The organism is Ruegeria sp. N10 (genome assembly GCF_056531545.1).
The window spans coordinates 67,086-82,682 of the sequence record NZ_JBQFLY010000013.1 but is presented as its reverse complement, the minus strand read 5'-3'; the positions used below and the strand labels follow the sequence as shown (position 1 = coordinate 82,682).

At 59.3% G+C, this 15,597-nt stretch carries 17 protein-coding genes; 12 read left to right on the top strand and 5 right to left on the bottom strand.

What is annotated here, in order from left to right; translation table 11 throughout:
• Position 1 precedes the first annotated feature (1 nt).
• The 7 genes from ACR0JI_RS16440 to ACR0JI_RS16410 all read left to right on the top strand — a co-directional run bounded on the left by ACR0JI_RS16440 (position 2) and on the right by ACR0JI_RS16410 (position 6,034).
• A complete protein-coding gene (locus ACR0JI_RS16440; RefSeq protein ID WP_480495298.1) occupies positions 2 to 1,447 on the top strand; it encodes an ATP-binding protein in 1,446 nt (481 codons plus the stop codon).
• 181 nt (positions 1,448 to 1,628) lie between these two features.
• The gene (locus tag ACR0JI_RS16435) at positions 1,629 to 2,141 is read left to right on the top strand and encodes a L,D-transpeptidase (RefSeq protein ID WP_480495456.1); all 513 of its coding nucleotides are present in this window, start codon (positions 1,629 to 1,631) and stop codon (positions 2,139 to 2,141) included.
• Between the two features lie 84 nt (positions 2,142 to 2,225).
• Positions 2,226 to 2,570: a copper resistance CopC family protein gene (locus tag ACR0JI_RS16430; RefSeq protein WP_480495300.1), complete on the top strand. Its 345-nt coding sequence runs from the start codon at positions 2,226 to 2,228 to the stop codon at positions 2,568 to 2,570.
• Positions 2,571 to 2,783: 213 nt separating this feature from the next.
• The gene (locus ACR0JI_RS16425) at positions 2,784 to 3,440 is read left to right on the top strand and encodes a copper resistance D family protein (protein ID WP_480495302.1); all 657 of its coding nucleotides are present in this window, start codon (positions 2,784 to 2,786) and stop codon (positions 3,438 to 3,440) included.
• A complete protein-coding gene (locus ACR0JI_RS16420) occupies positions 3,437 to 4,822 on the top strand; it encodes a multicopper oxidase family protein (RefSeq protein WP_480495304.1) in 1,386 nt (461 codons plus the stop codon). The genes ACR0JI_RS16425 and ACR0JI_RS16420 overlap by 4 nt, the downstream gene beginning before the upstream one ends.
• The gene (locus ACR0JI_RS16415; RefSeq protein WP_480495306.1) at positions 4,819 to 5,295 is read left to right on the top strand and encodes a c-type cytochrome; all 477 of its coding nucleotides are present in this window, start codon (positions 4,819 to 4,821) and stop codon (positions 5,293 to 5,295) included. The genes ACR0JI_RS16420 and ACR0JI_RS16415 overlap by 4 nt, the downstream gene beginning before the upstream one ends.
• A gap of 10 nt (positions 5,296 to 5,305) precedes the next feature.
• Entirely contained in the window at positions 5,306 to 6,034 is a 729-nt protein-coding gene (locus ACR0JI_RS16410; RefSeq protein ID WP_480495308.1) for a DsbA family protein, read from the top strand.
• On the opposite strand, the gene ACR0JI_RS16405 is transcribed toward ACR0JI_RS16410, so the two are convergent.
• Positions 6,021 to 6,200: a cation transporter gene (locus ACR0JI_RS16405; protein WP_480880060.1), complete on the bottom strand. Its 180-nt coding sequence runs from the start codon at positions 6,198 to 6,200 to the stop codon at positions 6,021 to 6,023. The two genes, ACR0JI_RS16410 and ACR0JI_RS16405, sit on opposite strands and share 14 nt — an antisense overlap.
• 74 nt (positions 6,201 to 6,274) lie before the next feature.
• Complete coding sequence (locus ACR0JI_RS16400; RefSeq protein WP_480495312.1) at positions 6,275 to 6,568, bottom strand: DUF2933 domain-containing protein; 294 nt, start codon at positions 6,566 to 6,568, stop codon at positions 6,275 to 6,277.
• A 207-nt stretch (positions 6,569 to 6,775) separates the two neighbouring features.
• Here ACR0JI_RS16400 and ACR0JI_RS16395 point away from each other — a divergent pair, with 207 nt between their 5' ends.
• The 5 genes from ACR0JI_RS16395 to ACR0JI_RS16375 all read left to right on the top strand — a co-directional run bounded on the left by ACR0JI_RS16395 (position 6,776) and on the right by ACR0JI_RS16375 (position 12,153).
• Complete coding sequence (locus ACR0JI_RS16395; RefSeq protein WP_480495314.1) at positions 6,776 to 9,286, top strand: heavy metal translocating P-type ATPase; 2,511 nt, start codon at positions 6,776 to 6,778, stop codon at positions 9,284 to 9,286.
• 12 nt (positions 9,287 to 9,298) lie between these two features.
• A complete protein-coding gene (gene cueR / locus ACR0JI_RS16390) occupies positions 9,299 to 9,700 on the top strand; it encodes a Cu(I)-responsive transcriptional regulator (RefSeq protein WP_299784439.1) in 402 nt (133 codons plus the stop codon).
• 68 nt (positions 9,701 to 9,768) lie between these two features.
• On the top strand, positions 9,769 to 10,707 hold the full coding sequence (locus ACR0JI_RS16385; protein WP_299784441.1) for a DUF305 domain-containing protein: 939 nt from the start codon (positions 9,769 to 9,771) through the stop codon (positions 10,705 to 10,707).
• A gap of 16 nt (positions 10,708 to 10,723) precedes the next feature.
• Entirely contained in the window at positions 10,724 to 11,491 is a 768-nt protein-coding gene (locus ACR0JI_RS16380) for a MauE/DoxX family redox-associated membrane protein (protein WP_480495316.1), read from the top strand.
• A gap of 8 nt (positions 11,492 to 11,499) precedes the next feature.
• Positions 11,500 to 12,153 carry a DUF3047 domain-containing protein gene (locus ACR0JI_RS16375; RefSeq protein ID WP_480495318.1) on the top strand — a complete coding sequence of 218 codons (654 nt, stop codon included), beginning with the start codon at positions 11,500 to 11,502 and terminating at the stop codon, positions 12,151 to 12,153.
• Positions 12,154 to 12,158: 5 nt separating this feature from the next.
• On the opposite strand, the gene ACR0JI_RS16370 is transcribed toward ACR0JI_RS16375, so the two are convergent.
• The 3 genes from ACR0JI_RS16370 to ACR0JI_RS16360 are packed head-to-tail and all read right to left on the bottom strand — an operon-like array spanning position 12,159 to position 15,587.
• Entirely contained in the window at positions 12,159 to 14,273 is a 2,115-nt protein-coding gene (locus ACR0JI_RS16370) for a protein-disulfide reductase DsbD family protein (RefSeq protein WP_480495321.1), read from the bottom strand.
• A gap of 16 nt (positions 14,274 to 14,289) precedes the next feature.
• Positions 14,290 to 14,745 carry a rhodanese-like domain-containing protein gene (locus ACR0JI_RS16365; protein WP_436399564.1) on the bottom strand — a complete coding sequence of 152 codons (456 nt, stop codon included), beginning with the start codon at positions 14,743 to 14,745 and terminating at the stop codon, positions 14,290 to 14,292.
• A gap of 59 nt (positions 14,746 to 14,804) precedes the next feature.
• Complete coding sequence (locus ACR0JI_RS16360; protein WP_480495324.1) at positions 14,805 to 15,587, bottom strand: DsbA family protein; 783 nt, start codon at positions 15,585 to 15,587, stop codon at positions 14,805 to 14,807.
• Positions 15,588 to 15,597: the final 10 nt, after the last annotated feature.

The window sequence follows — 15,597 nt, the reverse complement described above, 5'->3', positions numbered from 1 at the left end:
AATGGGGTTCCGCTCACAGATCGCCCTTTTGGTGGTGGTGGTTCTGTTCGTGGCGCAGGTCGTGGGTTTGTGGCTTTTCGTCGATGAACGGTCGCTTGCCGTGCAAGCGGCCATCGGCAGCGAGGCAGCCGGACGCGCGGCAAACGTCGCCCGTCTGATCGAGGAGGCACCGCCGACGTTGCATGAGGATATTGTGGCGGCGGCAAACTCGCCCCTTGTACGCTTCGATCTCGGCGACACGCCTGCCGTAACGCACACCCACCATGATGAGAACGGAGCGATAGAAGCGCGCGTGCGTGCGCTTTTGAACGATGGCTACACCCGCGATATCCGGGTCGAAGTGCATGAGATTGAACAGGGGCTGTTGCCGCTGCCGAACCTCTCTCCGGAAATGGCGGAAATGCACGCCGAGATGATGCAGGGCACCCTGGCGGCCCTCGAGATGGAGGTCTCGATCGCCATTGCCGGGGGCAAATGGCTGAACGTCGCCACCCGGTTCGAGCGGCCGCCCATACAATGGTCTTGGGCCTCCACCCTCTCTTTCGTGTTGACGGCCGCCGTGTTGCTGCTTGCGATCTTCTGGTTTCTGCTGACGCGCCTGACGCGGCCACTGAATGATCTCGCCGCGGCAGCCGAGGAGTTCGGGCGCGGTGGCGGGCAAGGACCCCTCACGCCGGTCGGCCCAAATGAAGTGCGGAACCTGACGACGGCCTTCAATGACATGCAAACGCGCCTGGCTCGCTTCGTCACGGACAGGACGCAAATGCTGGCCGCCCTGGCCCATGACTTGAGATCGCCACTCACCGCGCTCAGGGTTCATGCCGAGATGGTGGAGGATGCGGAGACCAAGACCGGCATCACGGCCTCTCTCGACGAGATGCAGGATATGGTGGAAGCCACGCTGGCCTATGCGCGCGGTGTGGGACAGGACGAGGCCCTGCAACGGACCGAGATTGGCGCGTTCCTGACCGACATTCGGGACGCTACCAACGGTGCGTTGGACGTGCGCCCGGGACCCGAGGCAATGGTGCAGATCAAGCCCAAGGCGCTGCGCCGTGCTTTGCGCAATCTCATCGACAACGCGGGGCGCTACGGGCGCAACCCGACCCTGACTTGGGGCGTCTCTGACGAGAGCATCGAGATTTTGGTCGAGGACGATGGGCCGGGGATCCCCGATGACCGGTTGCGCGATGTCTTCCAGCCCTTCCTGCGCCTTGAGGGATCGCGCTCCCGCGAAACCGGAGGCCATGGGCTGGGCCTTTCAATCGCCCGCAGCATCGTTTTGCAACACGGCGGCACGATCACCCTGTCGAACCGCGCGGAGGGTGGGCTCTGTGCACGCATTGTTTTGCCCGTGACTGCGCATCAAGCTGCAACGACATCTCCGTCAGAGCATCCCGAAGCGCGCGCCGAAACCCGATTTTCGGCTCGGACCAAGAAAGTGTAGCGCCGCCGTCCAACCAGCGGGTTGATACATAACCTTACAAAATACCGGGCCTTCCTGCGTTCCGTCGCTCACTGATCTTCGATAGAAAACAAAGCGTTCGACATGGAAACGAGGCAGGCCCATGCAGTCAAGAAACCGATCTTCTCTCACCCGGCGCAGCTTTGCGCGCGGACTTGGCACCATGGTGCTCTTCGCCCCTTCTCTTGTCAGGGCCCAGACGACAGACCCGGTGCGCCGCAATGTGTCGTCCTTTCGAACGCACGCTTGGCAGGACCATTTCGACGCGCTCGGTGTCGGCTTGATCATCTCTGACACCAACTCGAAAGTGCTGCAGCATTGGACAGCCGATGGCGAAATGCGCCTCTATCCAACCTCCGTTCCCATGACAGAAGAATTGACGAGACGTGGGTACACTGAGGTTGTTGAGAAGCGGAAAAATCCAAGTTGGGCGCCAACCCCGTCCATGCGCGAGCGCAATCCCGAATGGCCGGCAAGAATCCCGGGCGGCGATCCTGAAAACCCCCTCGGTACGCGTGCGCTCTACCTGTCGTGGCAATATTACCGAATTCATGGCACGGCGGACACGCGCAAGATCGGACGACGGTCCTCAAACGGCTGTATTGGTCTCTACAACGAACAGGTTGAAGAATTGTATGACCGAGTGCCCGTTGGCACGAAAGTCAGGTTGATTTGACATGTCGCGGCAGGATCATGTCAATCGCGAGGGTAGCTCGCAACGGGCACAACCGATCGTAATGCTTAACGAAGGGGTATTCCAGTGAAGTACAATTTCTTTTTTGTCATGGTTTTGACTTTTATCGGTTCGACTGCCCTCGCCCATTCTGAAAAGGAAAGCATGACGCCTGCAAATGGTGCCGTTCTTGAGGTCGTGCCAGAAATGATTGGACTGCGCTTCAACGATGGGATGCGTTTGACGAAAGTCGAAATGACCCATGCTGAGACGCACACCGAGGCTCTGGACCTCGGCACCCAATCCGGTTTTGTCAAAGAATTCTCGCTGCCTCTCACGCCGATGGGGCCGGGGATGTATCACATCGAATGGCGCGGGCTTGGTGTTGATGGGCACCCGATGAACGGTGTCTTCTCGTTTGAAGTGAAGTGAGCGGTGCCGGATATCTGGGGACAGGCTGCGGTTGCCACAAAGTTTTTGCTCTATCTCGGCGTCCTCACGAGTGCCGGGCTGATACTCTGTCGCCAAGTCTTTTCCGAGCAGTTGGCTGGGCTCGACCGTTTTCTACGGGCCTGGGCCGTCTTCTTTGCTCTTTTGGCGGCTGCAATGTCATTCCTCGGCTTTGCCGTGCGGGGCGCAGTGCTCATGGATGATGCTTCAGGCATGACTGATCTGGCGATCCTGGCGTTGCTCTGGGAAACGCCGCCCGGAGACGCCCTGCTGTTGCGGCTACTGGGCCTGGGGGCACTCCTGACCGGTGTGGTCTTGGGGGGGCGGTGGCTATGGGTCGCGCTCCTGGGCAGTTTCTTGGCAATCTGGAGTTTTTGCGAGATCGGTCATGTCGCCAGCGAAGATCGCCTTTGGTTTCAGAGCGTCTTGTTCGGTCATCTGATCGTTGCCGCATTCTGGATCGGCGTCCTTCTTCCGCTCCACAAGCTTTCGGGGTCTGCGGACACATTGCGAGTTGCTGCCGTGCTTGGACATCGCTTTGGACAGGTCGCATCTGTTGCGGTCCCACTCCTACTACTCGCTGGCGTGGTAATGACCTGGCGACTGGTGGGTTCGTTATCCGCGCTTCTCGGCACTGCCTATGGTTTGACACTTCTGGCAAAGATTGCCGTCGTGACGCTGCTTCTGGCCCTTGCCGCCATCAACAAAACACGGATTGTGCCCGCTTTGCAGAGCGGTGATCCCAAAGCTGGGCCGCAACTTGCAAGATCGATTTCTCTCGAATGGGTTTGTATCAGTGTCATCTTGCTTGCCACGGCTGTCTTCACCTCAATCCTAACGGTGCCATCATGAAACTTTCAAAACGCGATTTTCTTCGCATGAGTGCTGCCGGTTTGGCGTGCATGCCGAATTCACTGTTCGCGCAGACAGACATGCGCGCGGTGACAGCCCGGGTCGCAGATATACAGCTTTTACCTGATGACTACGGAAAAACACAGGTTTGGGGGTTCGATGGTATCGCGCCGGGCCCGGAAATTCGGGTTTTGCAAGGCGCGCGGGTACAGAGGCGTATTGTCAATGACTTACCCGATCCGACCTCGACCCATTGGCACGGGATTCGCATCGACAATGCGATGGACGGGGTGGCCGGTCTGACGCAGGACGCCATTCGCCCCGGGGACAGCTTTGACTACGATTTCGTTGTCCCCGACGCGGGCACATACTGGTATCACGCGCACAACCGCTCGTTCGAGCAGGTCGCACGTGGTCTTCAGGGTGCGCTGATCGTCGAAGAGCCGGAGCTGATCGATATCGATCGGGAAGAGGTCCTGATCCTTGACGATTGGCGCATCGATCCGGAAACAGCTCAGATTGCGGATACCTTCGGGGCGATGCATGACCTCAGCCATGCCGGGCGTGTTGGGAACTACATCACAACGAACGGCGTCTACAATCTCGCGAAGAATGTGAAACGGCATGAGCGTCTACGCCTGCGTCTTATCAATGCATCGAACGCCCGGATTTTCCAACTCGCGCTGGAGGGGCTCGAAGGCTGGATTGTGGCCATGGACGGGATGCCGCTGGCCGTGCCGCAACCCGTGGAAGGTTCATTCCTGCTGTCGTCGGCACAACGGGTGGACCTGATCGTCGACGTGACCGCAGAGGTCGGCAGCGCGGGCCATATCGTGCAATTGAGCCGTGATGAAAGCTTTTCTCAGGTGGCCTTCGAAGTGACTGGCGACGGCACACGCGCGCGGCGCGAAACGCCTCTACCCCTGCCGCCGAATGCCCATGCCATGCCCGATCTGGCTTCGGCAACGGACATCGCATTGCTGATGGAGGGCGGGGCCATGGGCGGCATGCGCGGTGCCATGATGGGCGGTCGGATGTCTTCGATGCGCGACATGATGGAGGCAGGAAACTTCTGGGCCTTTAATGGCGCGGTGGGTGGCATGGATGGTCCAGCACTGGCGGAAATGTCGCGTGGCGAAACCGTTCGGATGAAGATCACCAATGACACATCGTTTCCGCATGCCATGCATCTTCATGGCATGCATTTTTACGAGATCGCAGCCGATGGCGGTCTCGGCGCGCTGCGCGACACCACGCTGCTCGACCGGGGCGAAGTGCGCGACATTGCCTTCGTGGCAGACAACCCCGGAAAATGGCTGCTGCATTGCCATATGCTGTCGCACGCGGCGTCGGGCATGATGGCATGGGTCAATGTGGCATGAGAGCTATGACTGCCATCCTGGGGATTGGTGTCCTGGCGGCGCTCGGAGCGGCGGCTTATGTCTGGACCGGGTCTGCCGGTGATGTCCAAAGCGGGGTAATGCCGGAAAGCGTCGATCTCGTCGCCGGCAAGACGCTTTATGCCGAGACCTGTGCCGCGTGCCATGGGGTCAATCTGGAAGGTCAGGACAACTGGCGGAGTCCAGGCGAGGACGGTCGGCTGCCGGCACCTCCCCATGACGAAACCGGTCATACCTGGCATCACGAAGACCAGGTTCTGTTTAACTACACGAGACTAGGAGGCCGCGAGATGATGGCGGCGCAAGGCATGGAGTTCGACAGCGGCATGCCCGGCTTCGGTGATCAACTCACCGACCAGGAAATCTGGAACATTCTCGGGTACATCAAGTCGACCTGGCCCGAGGAAATACAGGACATGCAGGCCGCGCGCACTAAGGGCGTGGCGGTGAACTAGGAGAACTCTCATGAAGATCGCAACGGCAATGGCACTGGTTGTCACTCTGGTTACCCCACTCGCGTCTCATGCTGACGCGCTCAGCGAAGACCGGGTCAAGGAATTGGTTCTGGAGGCCATCCGCGAAAACCCGGAAATCGTCCTCGAGGCGGTTCAGATCATTGAACAGCGTGAACAGGCGCGGCAGGCGGCCGCAGCGGCGAGTGTCCTCTCCGAAAACCGCGATCTCCTCGAGAACGACCCGAACGCGCCGGTTCTCGGAAATCCAGACGGCGACGTCACGGTCGTGGAGTTCTTCGATTACAACTGTCCCTATTGTCGTCGGGTGAAGCCGCATATCGAAGCGCTCTTGGACGAAGACCCCAACGTGAAGCTGGTCTATCGAGAGTGGCCGATCCTCGGTGATGGCTCGGTGTTTGCCGCGCGCGCCGCATTGGCCGCGCGAGAGCAGGGCAAATACGAGGAGTTTCACTGGGCGTTGATGGGCATGCAAGGCCGGGCCGAGGAAGCGTCCGTCATCCAGGTCGCACAGGAGATTGGTTTGGATATCGCGCAGCTAAGACGGGACATGCAGGCGCCTGAGATTGATGCCCATATTGCGGCGTCAATGGAGATGAGCCGCGCGCTCGGCTTCAATGGCACGCCATCCTTTGTGATCGGAGACGCGCTGGTTCCGGGGGTCATCGAGGCTGATCAGATGATCCGTCTCACCCAAGAGGCGCGGGCTATGAAGAAATAGGTTCAGCTGCGTATCCGGAAGTTTTGATCGCCTCGACGACAGCACTGATCGTGCACGACGTGTCCACATCGACCGTTCGCGAGTCTAGGTTCGCCCTAACGCTCGCCGAAGTGTCCAGGGCCGTGATCTCTTCGGTAATCGCTGCGGTACAATGACCGCAGCTCATGCCCGGAACGTGAAGTCGCATGGAGCACCCTTTCTTTCACCAGATGAGAGACGGGGCTTCCGGTTAGTAGAAGGTCAAGCGTCCATTGATGTCTGGACAGGGATTTTTGCCACGCCGGACGCGTCGCTGTTCGATGTCTTGCGATCTCCATGGCAGGACTTCCCCATGAAAAAGAACATCACGCCATGTGCGCCGAGGCAAAGGACGATCGGGATTAGAGCGCCGAAACTGCCCTGCAGGCCAGAAACTGTGCCGCCGCGGGCAAAGAAGACAAGCAGCGGAAGCAGCATCACCGCGCAGCACACCCACATGCCGACGTGCATCATCTTTGAATTCTGCGGCGGCTTTTCTTGATCTGACATACTCATCGAACAAACTCCTACCTTGGAGATAGCGCACCGATCGCTCGTGCGACAAGTTTACAAATCGATACATTTCAATCGGAAACAGGGGGTTAGAGAGACCGTAGGTTGATGCTGTGCCGGCCCCAAAAAGAAATCTCCAATAAACCCCTTGAGCTTCCAGTGACTGGAAGCCCTATATTTGCCTCGATTACGCAATCGAGGTAACACGCCATGACCGACACCAGCCAAACAACGCTCAGCATCGAAGGCATGACCTGTGCATCCTGCGTGGGGCGTGTTGAAAAGGCCTTGGCGGGGCTCGACGGGGTTTCCGACGTCGCCGTCAACCTCGCGTCTGAGACGGCGCGCCTTTCGCTGGATGATCCGTCTCGGCTTACCGACGCCACGCAGACGCTTGCCTCCTTGGGGTATCCCGCGCGGACATCCAAGGTCACCTTGAACATTGCGTCCATGTCCTGCGCATCCTGCGTCGGACGGGTGGACAAGGCACTGGCGGACGTGCCCGGAGTGCTTTCCGTCAGCGTGAACCTGGCGGCAGAAACGGCGACGGTCGAGTATCTCGAGGGTGCGGTGTCCTTGGGCGACTTGATGGCCGCATCAACGGCGATTGGTTACCCGGCTGACATTGCAGAATCGCAGGCGAGCCAGTCTCGCGTCGCACGCAAGGCAGAAGAAGCCGACGGACTGCGCCGCAGCGTCCTTTTGGCAGCAATTCTAACGCTACCGGTCTTCATCCTAGAAATGGGCTCCCATCTTGTTCCGGCATTTCATCACTTGGTGACGACGACGATTGGTCTCCAAACGTCTTGGATCATCCAGTTCGTCCTCGCAACACTCGTCCTCTTCGGGCCGGGACGCCAATTCTATACCAAAGGGTTTCCCGCGCTTTTCAAGGGCGCGCCAGACATGAACAGTCTCGTCGCCGTCGGCACCGGCGCGGCCTGGGGATATTCGGTGGTCGCAACCTTTCTTCCCGGACTTCTGCCAGAGGGTGTGCGCGCGGTCTATTTCGAGGCCGCTGCGGTCATCGTCGTCCTTATTTTGATTGGCCGATGGCTCGAAGCACGCGCCAAGGGCCGCACCGGCGCTGCGATTCAGGCTCTGCTGGGCCTGCAGGTCCGCACCGCGCGCGTCGTCCGGGGTGGTGACACGGTAGAGGTCGATGTCGATGCACTCGCCGTCGGCGATGTGATCCTGGTCCGCCCGGGTGAGCGGATCCCTGTGGACGGCGAGGTTACCGAGGGATCCAGCAATGTGGATGAGAGCATGATTACCGGAGAGCCTGTGCCCGTGCAGAAGGCTGCAGGTACGGCCGTAACGGGCGGGACCGTCAACGGCACCGGGAGCCTGACGTTCAAGGCCGCACGGGTCGGGTCGGATACCACGCTCGCACAGATCATCCGCATGGTCGAGGAGGCGCAAGGCGCCAAGCTGCCCATCCAGGGCCTTGTTGACCGCGTGACCCTGTGGTTCGTGCCTGCGGTCATGGTGCTGTCCGCGCTCACGGTGGTGGTCTGGTTGCTTGTCGGACCGGACCCGGCTTTGACCTTTGCGCTGGTGGCCGGCGTCTCGGTTCTGATCATCGCCTGTCCCTGCGCCATGGGCTTGGCCACACCCACGTCGATCATGGTGGGCACCGGGCGCGCCGCAGAGATGGGGGTCTTGTTTCGTAAGGGGGATGCGCTCCAGGCCTTGTCCGAAGTCGATGTCATCGCACTCGACAAGACAGGGACGGTCACCGAAGGCCAGCCATCGCTGACCGATCTGGTCACTACCGACGGTTTGGACCGAGACAAAGTGCTGAGCCTGATCGCCGCTGTTGAGGCCCAGTCTGAGCATCCCATCGCCGAAGCCATTGTCCGCGGCGCGCGGGCCGAAGGGATCGCCGTTTCGAATGCCACGGGCTTCCGCTCGATCACGGGTTACGGTGTCGCCGCGACCGTCGAAGGTCAGGAGGTGATGGTAGGCGCGGACCGTTATATGTCCCGCGAAGGGATTGAAATCGCCGCCTTGGTCGAAACGGAAGCCGAGCTGGCAGGGCGGGGCCGGACAGCGCTTTATGCGGCGATCGACGGCAAACTGGCCGCAGTGATCGCCGTGGCGGACCCCGTGAAACCCGCCAGCCAGGAAGCCATTGCAGCCCTGCACGCGCGCGGTTTCAAGGTTGCGATGATCACCGGAGACAAACGCGAGACGGCGGAGGCCATCGCGCGCGAAACCGGAATCGACCACGTGATCGCGGGTGTCCTGCCGGATGGCAAGGTCGCAGCTCTCGACGATCTGCGCGCGGGAGACCGAAAGATTGCTTTCGTCGGCGACGGCATCAATGATGCACCGGCCCTGGCCCATGCGGATGTCGGCATCGCCATCGGCACCGGAACCGATGTCGCTATCGAATCCGCCGATGTGGTCTTGATGTCAGGCGATCTGCGCGGCGTGGTGAATGCGGTCGAGGTCTCCAGGCGCACCATATCGAACATTCGCCAGAACCTCGTCTGGGCCTTCGGATATAATGTTGCGCTGATCCCGGTCGCCGCCGGGGTTCTCTATCCGGTCTTAGGTCTGCTTCTCTCCCCGGTCTTCGCGGCGGGCGCGATGGCCCTGTCGTCGGTATCGGTTCTGACAAACGCCCTGCGTCTGCGCCGCATCGCGCCGGCCTTACGTGAAGACAGAGACATCACCGCACCACGGATCAGTGCACAGACCCAACCCGCAGAATAGGAGGATCGTCTCATGAACATTGGAGAAGTTGCAGAGCGGTCCGGCATCCCGCCCAAAACCATCCGCTACTACGAGGATATCGGCCTGGTCAGGCCGCAGCGCAGCGGCAACGGATACCGCGCGTTCCGCGAGACCGATCTGCACAAGCTTGCATTCCTGGGTCGCGCGCGCGCGCTCGGGTTCTCGATCGAGGATTGCCGCAATCTCTTGAGCCTTTACGAGGATGAAACGCGGGAAAGTGCCCAGGTGAAGACCATAGCTGAAGAGCACCTGAGCGCAATCGACGACAAAATCGCGCAGCTTCAGGAAATGCGCGAGACCTTGTCCCATCTCGTCGAGGCCTGCCGCGGTGACCACCGACCGGATTGCCCGATCTTGAAGGATCTTTCTGGTGACCTGAAGAACATCCGCTGAAAACGCGTTCTATTTCGGAACCCTCCAGCGCTGGAATCTTGTTTGAGAGAAAAGCGAAAGGAGTTCACATGTCAGATTCAGCAATATTAAATCACGACAGCCGCACAGCCGATTCCGCGAAATCGGACAGTCACGGCAAGTCTTCTTACGGGCGCTTCCTCGCGATGGTTGGAACGTCGACCGCTATTATGTTCGGCCTGATGTATCTGAACACCTATGCCATCGAGCATGTCTACTGGAGCGAGACACGGTTCTATATGACCTTTGTCATGGGTGCGACGATGGCAGTCGTGATGCTCCTGTTTATGTGGGGCATGTACAAAAACCTCGCTGCCAATGTCGCAATTCTCGCAGGCTCGGCAGTCCTGTTCGCCGGCGCTCTCTGGCTCGTCCGCGGCCAAGAAACCGTGCAGGATGAAAGTTGGATGAGTGCCATGATCCCGCACCATTCGATTGCAATTATGACCAGCAAGAGGGCGGAAATCACTGACCCGCGCGTCAAAGCGCTTGCTGAAGAAATTGTCGTGGCTCAAGATCGGGAAATTGCGGAGATGCGCTTCCTGCTCGCCGACATCGAAGCAAATGGTGAAGCTGGGCCAGAATGGCCATTGGGTAAATCCGATGGACCTGCAAGCGTGGCAAGCCTGACGCAGGCAATCTCGACGCCGGTCATTGCAGGCATCCGTCCTGCTCCTCTTTCGGACGCGGAGATCGAAAGCGGGCTCGGCACCGAGCCGATGTGCACGTTCGTTCGCGCCGTCAACGCCGACCCCATATTGGCGACCGATGGAAACGGGCAGGGTATCGCGAAAGTCTCCGGGTCGCTGGTGCAATTCGAAGCGACCGGCAGTGTGGCCCCTGGAGGTGTTCTGATGGCCGATGGTGGCCAGATGACCGTCGCGATGAGCGATGCTGACAACGGAGAAGGCTCTACCCTTCTGTTCGAATTGACCGGTGAAACCCCGCTCGCGGTTGGCTTCATGGGATACTGGACCTGCAACAGCTAGACCAATGGAGGACATGATGCCGAAAGATACCAACCAGGCCGCAGGGAAGGCTGTTCTTTATCGCATGGTCATGGAAGACCACCTCTGCCCCTATGGATTGAAATCGAAAGATCTCTTGGAGCGCGAAGGGTATGAGGTCGAAGATCATCATCTGACGACGCGCGAAGAAACGGACGCGTTCAAGGCGGAACACAACGTATCGACAACACCCCAGACCTTCATCGGCGGTACGCGCATCGGCGGCTATGACGCATTGCGCGAGCACTTCGGGAAAGAGGTTAAGGAGGCGGACGAGACGACCTATCAGCCGGTGATCGCGATCTTCTCGGTGGCGTTTCTCATGGCCCTGGGCCTCAGCTGGGCGTTCTCTAGGTCGATACTTACCCTTCGTGCTTTCGAGTGGTTTATCGCGATCTCCATGTGCTTCCTTGCCGTCCAGAAGCTGAAGGATATCGAAGGCTTCTCGACAATGTTCCTGAACTACGATCTGCTCGCGCAACGCTGGGTGCGTTACGGCTACATCTATCCCTTTGGTGAAGCCATCGCGGGCGTTCTTATGGTCGCGGGCGCACTTGTGTGGATCAGTGCCCCAATCGCCCTCGTGATCGGGACCATCGGGGCGGTTTCCGTGTTCAAGGCGGTCTATATCGACGGGCGAGAATTGAAATGCGCTTGCGTTGGTGGCGGGTCGAACGTGCCACTGGGATTTGTGTCGCTGACCGAAAATCTGATGATGATCTTTATGGGGGTCTGGATGCCCGCGCGCGCACTCGGTTGGATATAGGAGGAGCAATGGTCCATGTCGCCAAAGTTCTGACCTTGCTGACATGCGCCGTGTTTGCACCAGCCGCGGGCACCGCCAACGAGGTCATTTCTTTTGACGGCAGCTGGAAAGAGCAGGGCTTCTTGCGCCTTTTCTCGAACGATTTTGGTCAACGGGGACGCCAGTTGGACATCGTTTCGGACGGTACGGTCTCGTTGCTCTGGCGCCCCGTTGAGGACCTCAATCGTTCGGTTGAATCTGCGCGTTGGGTCTGGCGGGTCCACGAGGGTGTCCGACCGACCGATCTTACGATCAAAGGTGGTGACGACAGAAATCTGGCGATCTACTTCGTGTTCGTCGATCCAGACAGGGTGGACGCTCTGAGCGGAAAGAGCGCGCGGCGCATTCTTCAAGAGGACAGCGCACGCGCCCTGATCTACGTGTGGGGCGGTGCGCACCCGACCAATGCGATATTGCCCAGCCCCTATTCGCCCCGGTTGCGCAGCAAAGTCCTGCGCCCTTCAGAGATCGGGCAGTATCGTGAGCAGGTCGATCTCGCATCAGATCATCGCACTGCGTTCGGGATCGAGCCGGGTGCCCTGATTGGATTGGCCGTGTCGGCCGACAGCGATGATACCAAGGGCAGAATCGTTGCGTCGATTTCCGATCTTCAGCTCGATTAAACGCGTTACTCCGACGCGACACTTCGAACAGACGCTGTGTCGAGAGCGTCAAGAACTGCCTGTGGCGTCAAAATTTCCGGGAGAGCAATGCCGGAAGGCGCCCCTGGCCCGAAGACGATATTGAACGGAATGCCGTAGCGGTCATATCGCTCGAGAAACCGCGCGATGTTGTTATCCGGGCGGGTCCAATCCGCTTGCATGGCGATCACGGAACCGCCGCGCAACCGCGCACGCACTGGATCCCTTTCGAGCACGAGAGACTTGTTGGCTTTGCAGGTCAGACACCAATCCGCGGTCACATCGACGAACACCGTCTCGCCTTCAGAGACGCGGCGCGCGATGCCGAGGGGTTCGAAATCCTGCCAGTGGGACGTCGCATCAACCCCTGCTGTGGTGCGGTCAGGGGTTGAGGTGAGACCTGCCCCGAAAATCGCCAGAAAAACACAGGCGCTGAGAACCGCACGCCGTACCCATTGGTTTGCCTGTGGGATTGATGCGGCGACGATGAACACAGCTATGAGTGCCGAGATGAAGGCAGCTGCCCGCCCACCCGCCACGCCGACAAGAACGAACAAGAGCCATGCGGCTGTTGCCAGCAACAGACCGCCAAGAAGGATCCTGACCAGAAGCATCCATCGCCCGGGCCGGGGCAGTCGCGTGACCAACTCGGGACGTGCGGCAATGACGAGGTAGGGGAGGGCCAGTCCAAGACCGAGCGCCGTGAATATCACTATCACGTCCAGTGATGTGCCCGCGAGCGCAAAGGTGATCGCGGTGCCGAGGAACGGGGCGGAACACGGCGTAGCGAGGATGGCCGCAAGCAGTCCGGTGCCAAAGTCTGAGATATACCCGGCTCTGGCATTGCTGGCACCCAGGCGGTCTTGAAGGGCCGCGGGCAGGGTTATCTCGAATGCACCGAAGAGATTGGCGGCAAAGACGGCGATGACCATGAACATCAGAGTCACGAAGACCGGATTTTGGAATTGTATACCCCAGCCGACGGATACTCCGATCCATTGAAGAAACACTAAGGCAGCCGCAAGCGCCCAGACAAATGTCAGTACCCCAAAAGCTGAAAACAGGAATCCGTTGCGCGTCATCTGCCGGGTTTGACCGGTTGCCTTCAAAACAGATGTGAGCTTGATCGATAGAACGGGTAACACGCAGGGCATGACATTCAGGATCAGACCACCGAGAAAGGCGATGGCGGCCACCGCCACGACCTTCAGCACACTCGTTCGAGGGTTCGCGCTTGAAAACGGTGGGGCAGGGGGATCTGAGGTAAGCGTGATCGGCGCCGTGATTGCACGTGCGGTGTCTGCGATCGTCACCGAAGGCTCTGCGTGCTCTTCGGTCCAGGCGTTGATCGGTATTTGTGCCCAGAGTTCCGTTCTATCGCGATCCAACCGGATATCTGGTTTGCCAAAGGTCACAAGGGGTCCGAATTCCGGGAACACGTCGACCTCATCGAACGGTGTGTCGCTCGTTGCCACAACGATGAGAGCCGAGTCGCGCGCATCGAGGGCTGTGACCGATATTCTGATGTCGCTGTTCTCGGGTACCGCGGGAACGCGATCGGCATAAGTGGCAATCTGGCGAGCCGAGTTTGTATCGATCCCGACGCCTTGTGGCAGGGCGAGTGAAAGTTCGAAGTCATGGGGCACACAGACAGTCGAACATGTCAGCAAGGACACGCGGGCACGCAGTTCCAGAGGGTGGCCGGCGTCCTCAAGTCTCGCCCGGATCGGCAAGACAACCTGACCTGAATAGCCGAAGTTCTCGATCCCGAAGGCCTCGAACCGTTCCGGCGCGGGCCAGAGTAGCTCGGCGGATTTCAGGTTGGTCGAACCCGACCAGTTGATCTCCGGTGCCAGGCCAACCTCGCCGGGGGTGCGCCAGTATCCCTTCCAGCCCTCGCCGTACTCCAAGGCCAACCCAAGTGAGACGGAGGCGGCATCCGGCGCAATCCCGTCTTCGGCCGAGATCAGACGCGCCGAGACCGCAGGGTTTGAAAAAGTCTCGGATTCCGCGGCATGGGCAGCATCGAAGACGAGGATGCTTACGCAACCCAAAACAATCGACAGCAACCCAGCCCAGAATTGAGAAACCGCTCCCTTCATGGACGCGGACCCACGATCAACGGAGAACGTCCGGCAAATTGGCCATGGCCGCCTCCAAATCCGTCACAGGCAAACCGCGTGCGATCCAGCCTGGCCCTTTCAGTGATCCCAACATGCCTTCTGAGACATCGATGAAGCCCGGGTATCCCGCTCGATTTAGAGCGCTCAAGAGACGGCCACTCCGCCCTCCGGTGGCACAGATCAAGGCGATTGGTTTTTCGCCGGACAGATCGCGTGCAGCGAACAACCTCTGCTCAAACCTCGGTTCATGCATGCTGATCGGCCAGGCATCTTTCGCCACAGCTGTGTCCATCCACTCAACGCGTGAACGAATATCAATCAGGGAAATCTCGCCCTGCGCCAACGCGTCCGAAGCTTCGACGGCTGACCAGGCTTCGCGCGTCGCTGCCACCACAGAATAGGGGGCTATGGCCAACGCAGGAGCAAGCAGGATGAAGCGCCGCCTATCCATTCCGTCTCCAATTTCGACCGAAGAGGAAGGCGGAGAGAACGGCAGACAGCACACCTATTTCAGGCCGACACACAGGCAACGTCCCAGCCCTCCTCGCGCTCAAGGTCAATGATCCTTCGTATCATTCTGTCGCTGACCTGACCTTGGACAACTGTACGACCTATCACGAGGGCAGGTGTGCCAACAAAGGCAAAAACCTGCGCGAGAGCCGCGCTATTTTCCAGCTCTAGCGCAACTTCCGGGCTTTCCATGTCGGCGACGAGCCTTGCGCCATCAACGTCTAGATCATCGGCAAGGCGGGCCAAGTATTCCGGTGTGGCTTGAAATGGCGAGGTCATCAAACGTTCCTGGAATGCGACATAGGCACCTTGCCGCTTGGCGGCCAGGGCCGCCTTTGCTGCCAGATTAGAACTGTCGCCCAGCAGAGGAAGCTCGTGCCATGCTATTGCAACCTGATCTGGCATTTTGCTTGTCATATCGGCGAAGCTCTTGGTTTGTACTCTGCAAAAAGGACAATAATAGTCAGAAAATGATGCCAAAGGGATACGTGCATTGCTCATGTCGAGGTCTCCGTAGAGAGCGCCGCAAATATCTGCTGAGACTCGCTCGATAGCCGTAGCCTTCCGTGCTGCCACACCCATACTGTCCGGACTGTCCAAGCCGACGAACGCGTCAAACGATCCGGATGTCTCACCGGCGATAAATCTCCGGAAGCCTTTCGGACGATCGAGTGCTTCAAGTTCAAGTTTTTCCGGCAGCAAAGAGGGCACGGTTCGAAGCGCCGCATAGCCCGCAATGACCGCACCGATCGTCAAGAGTGTTGATCGTTTCTTGGAATCCATCTGACGCCTG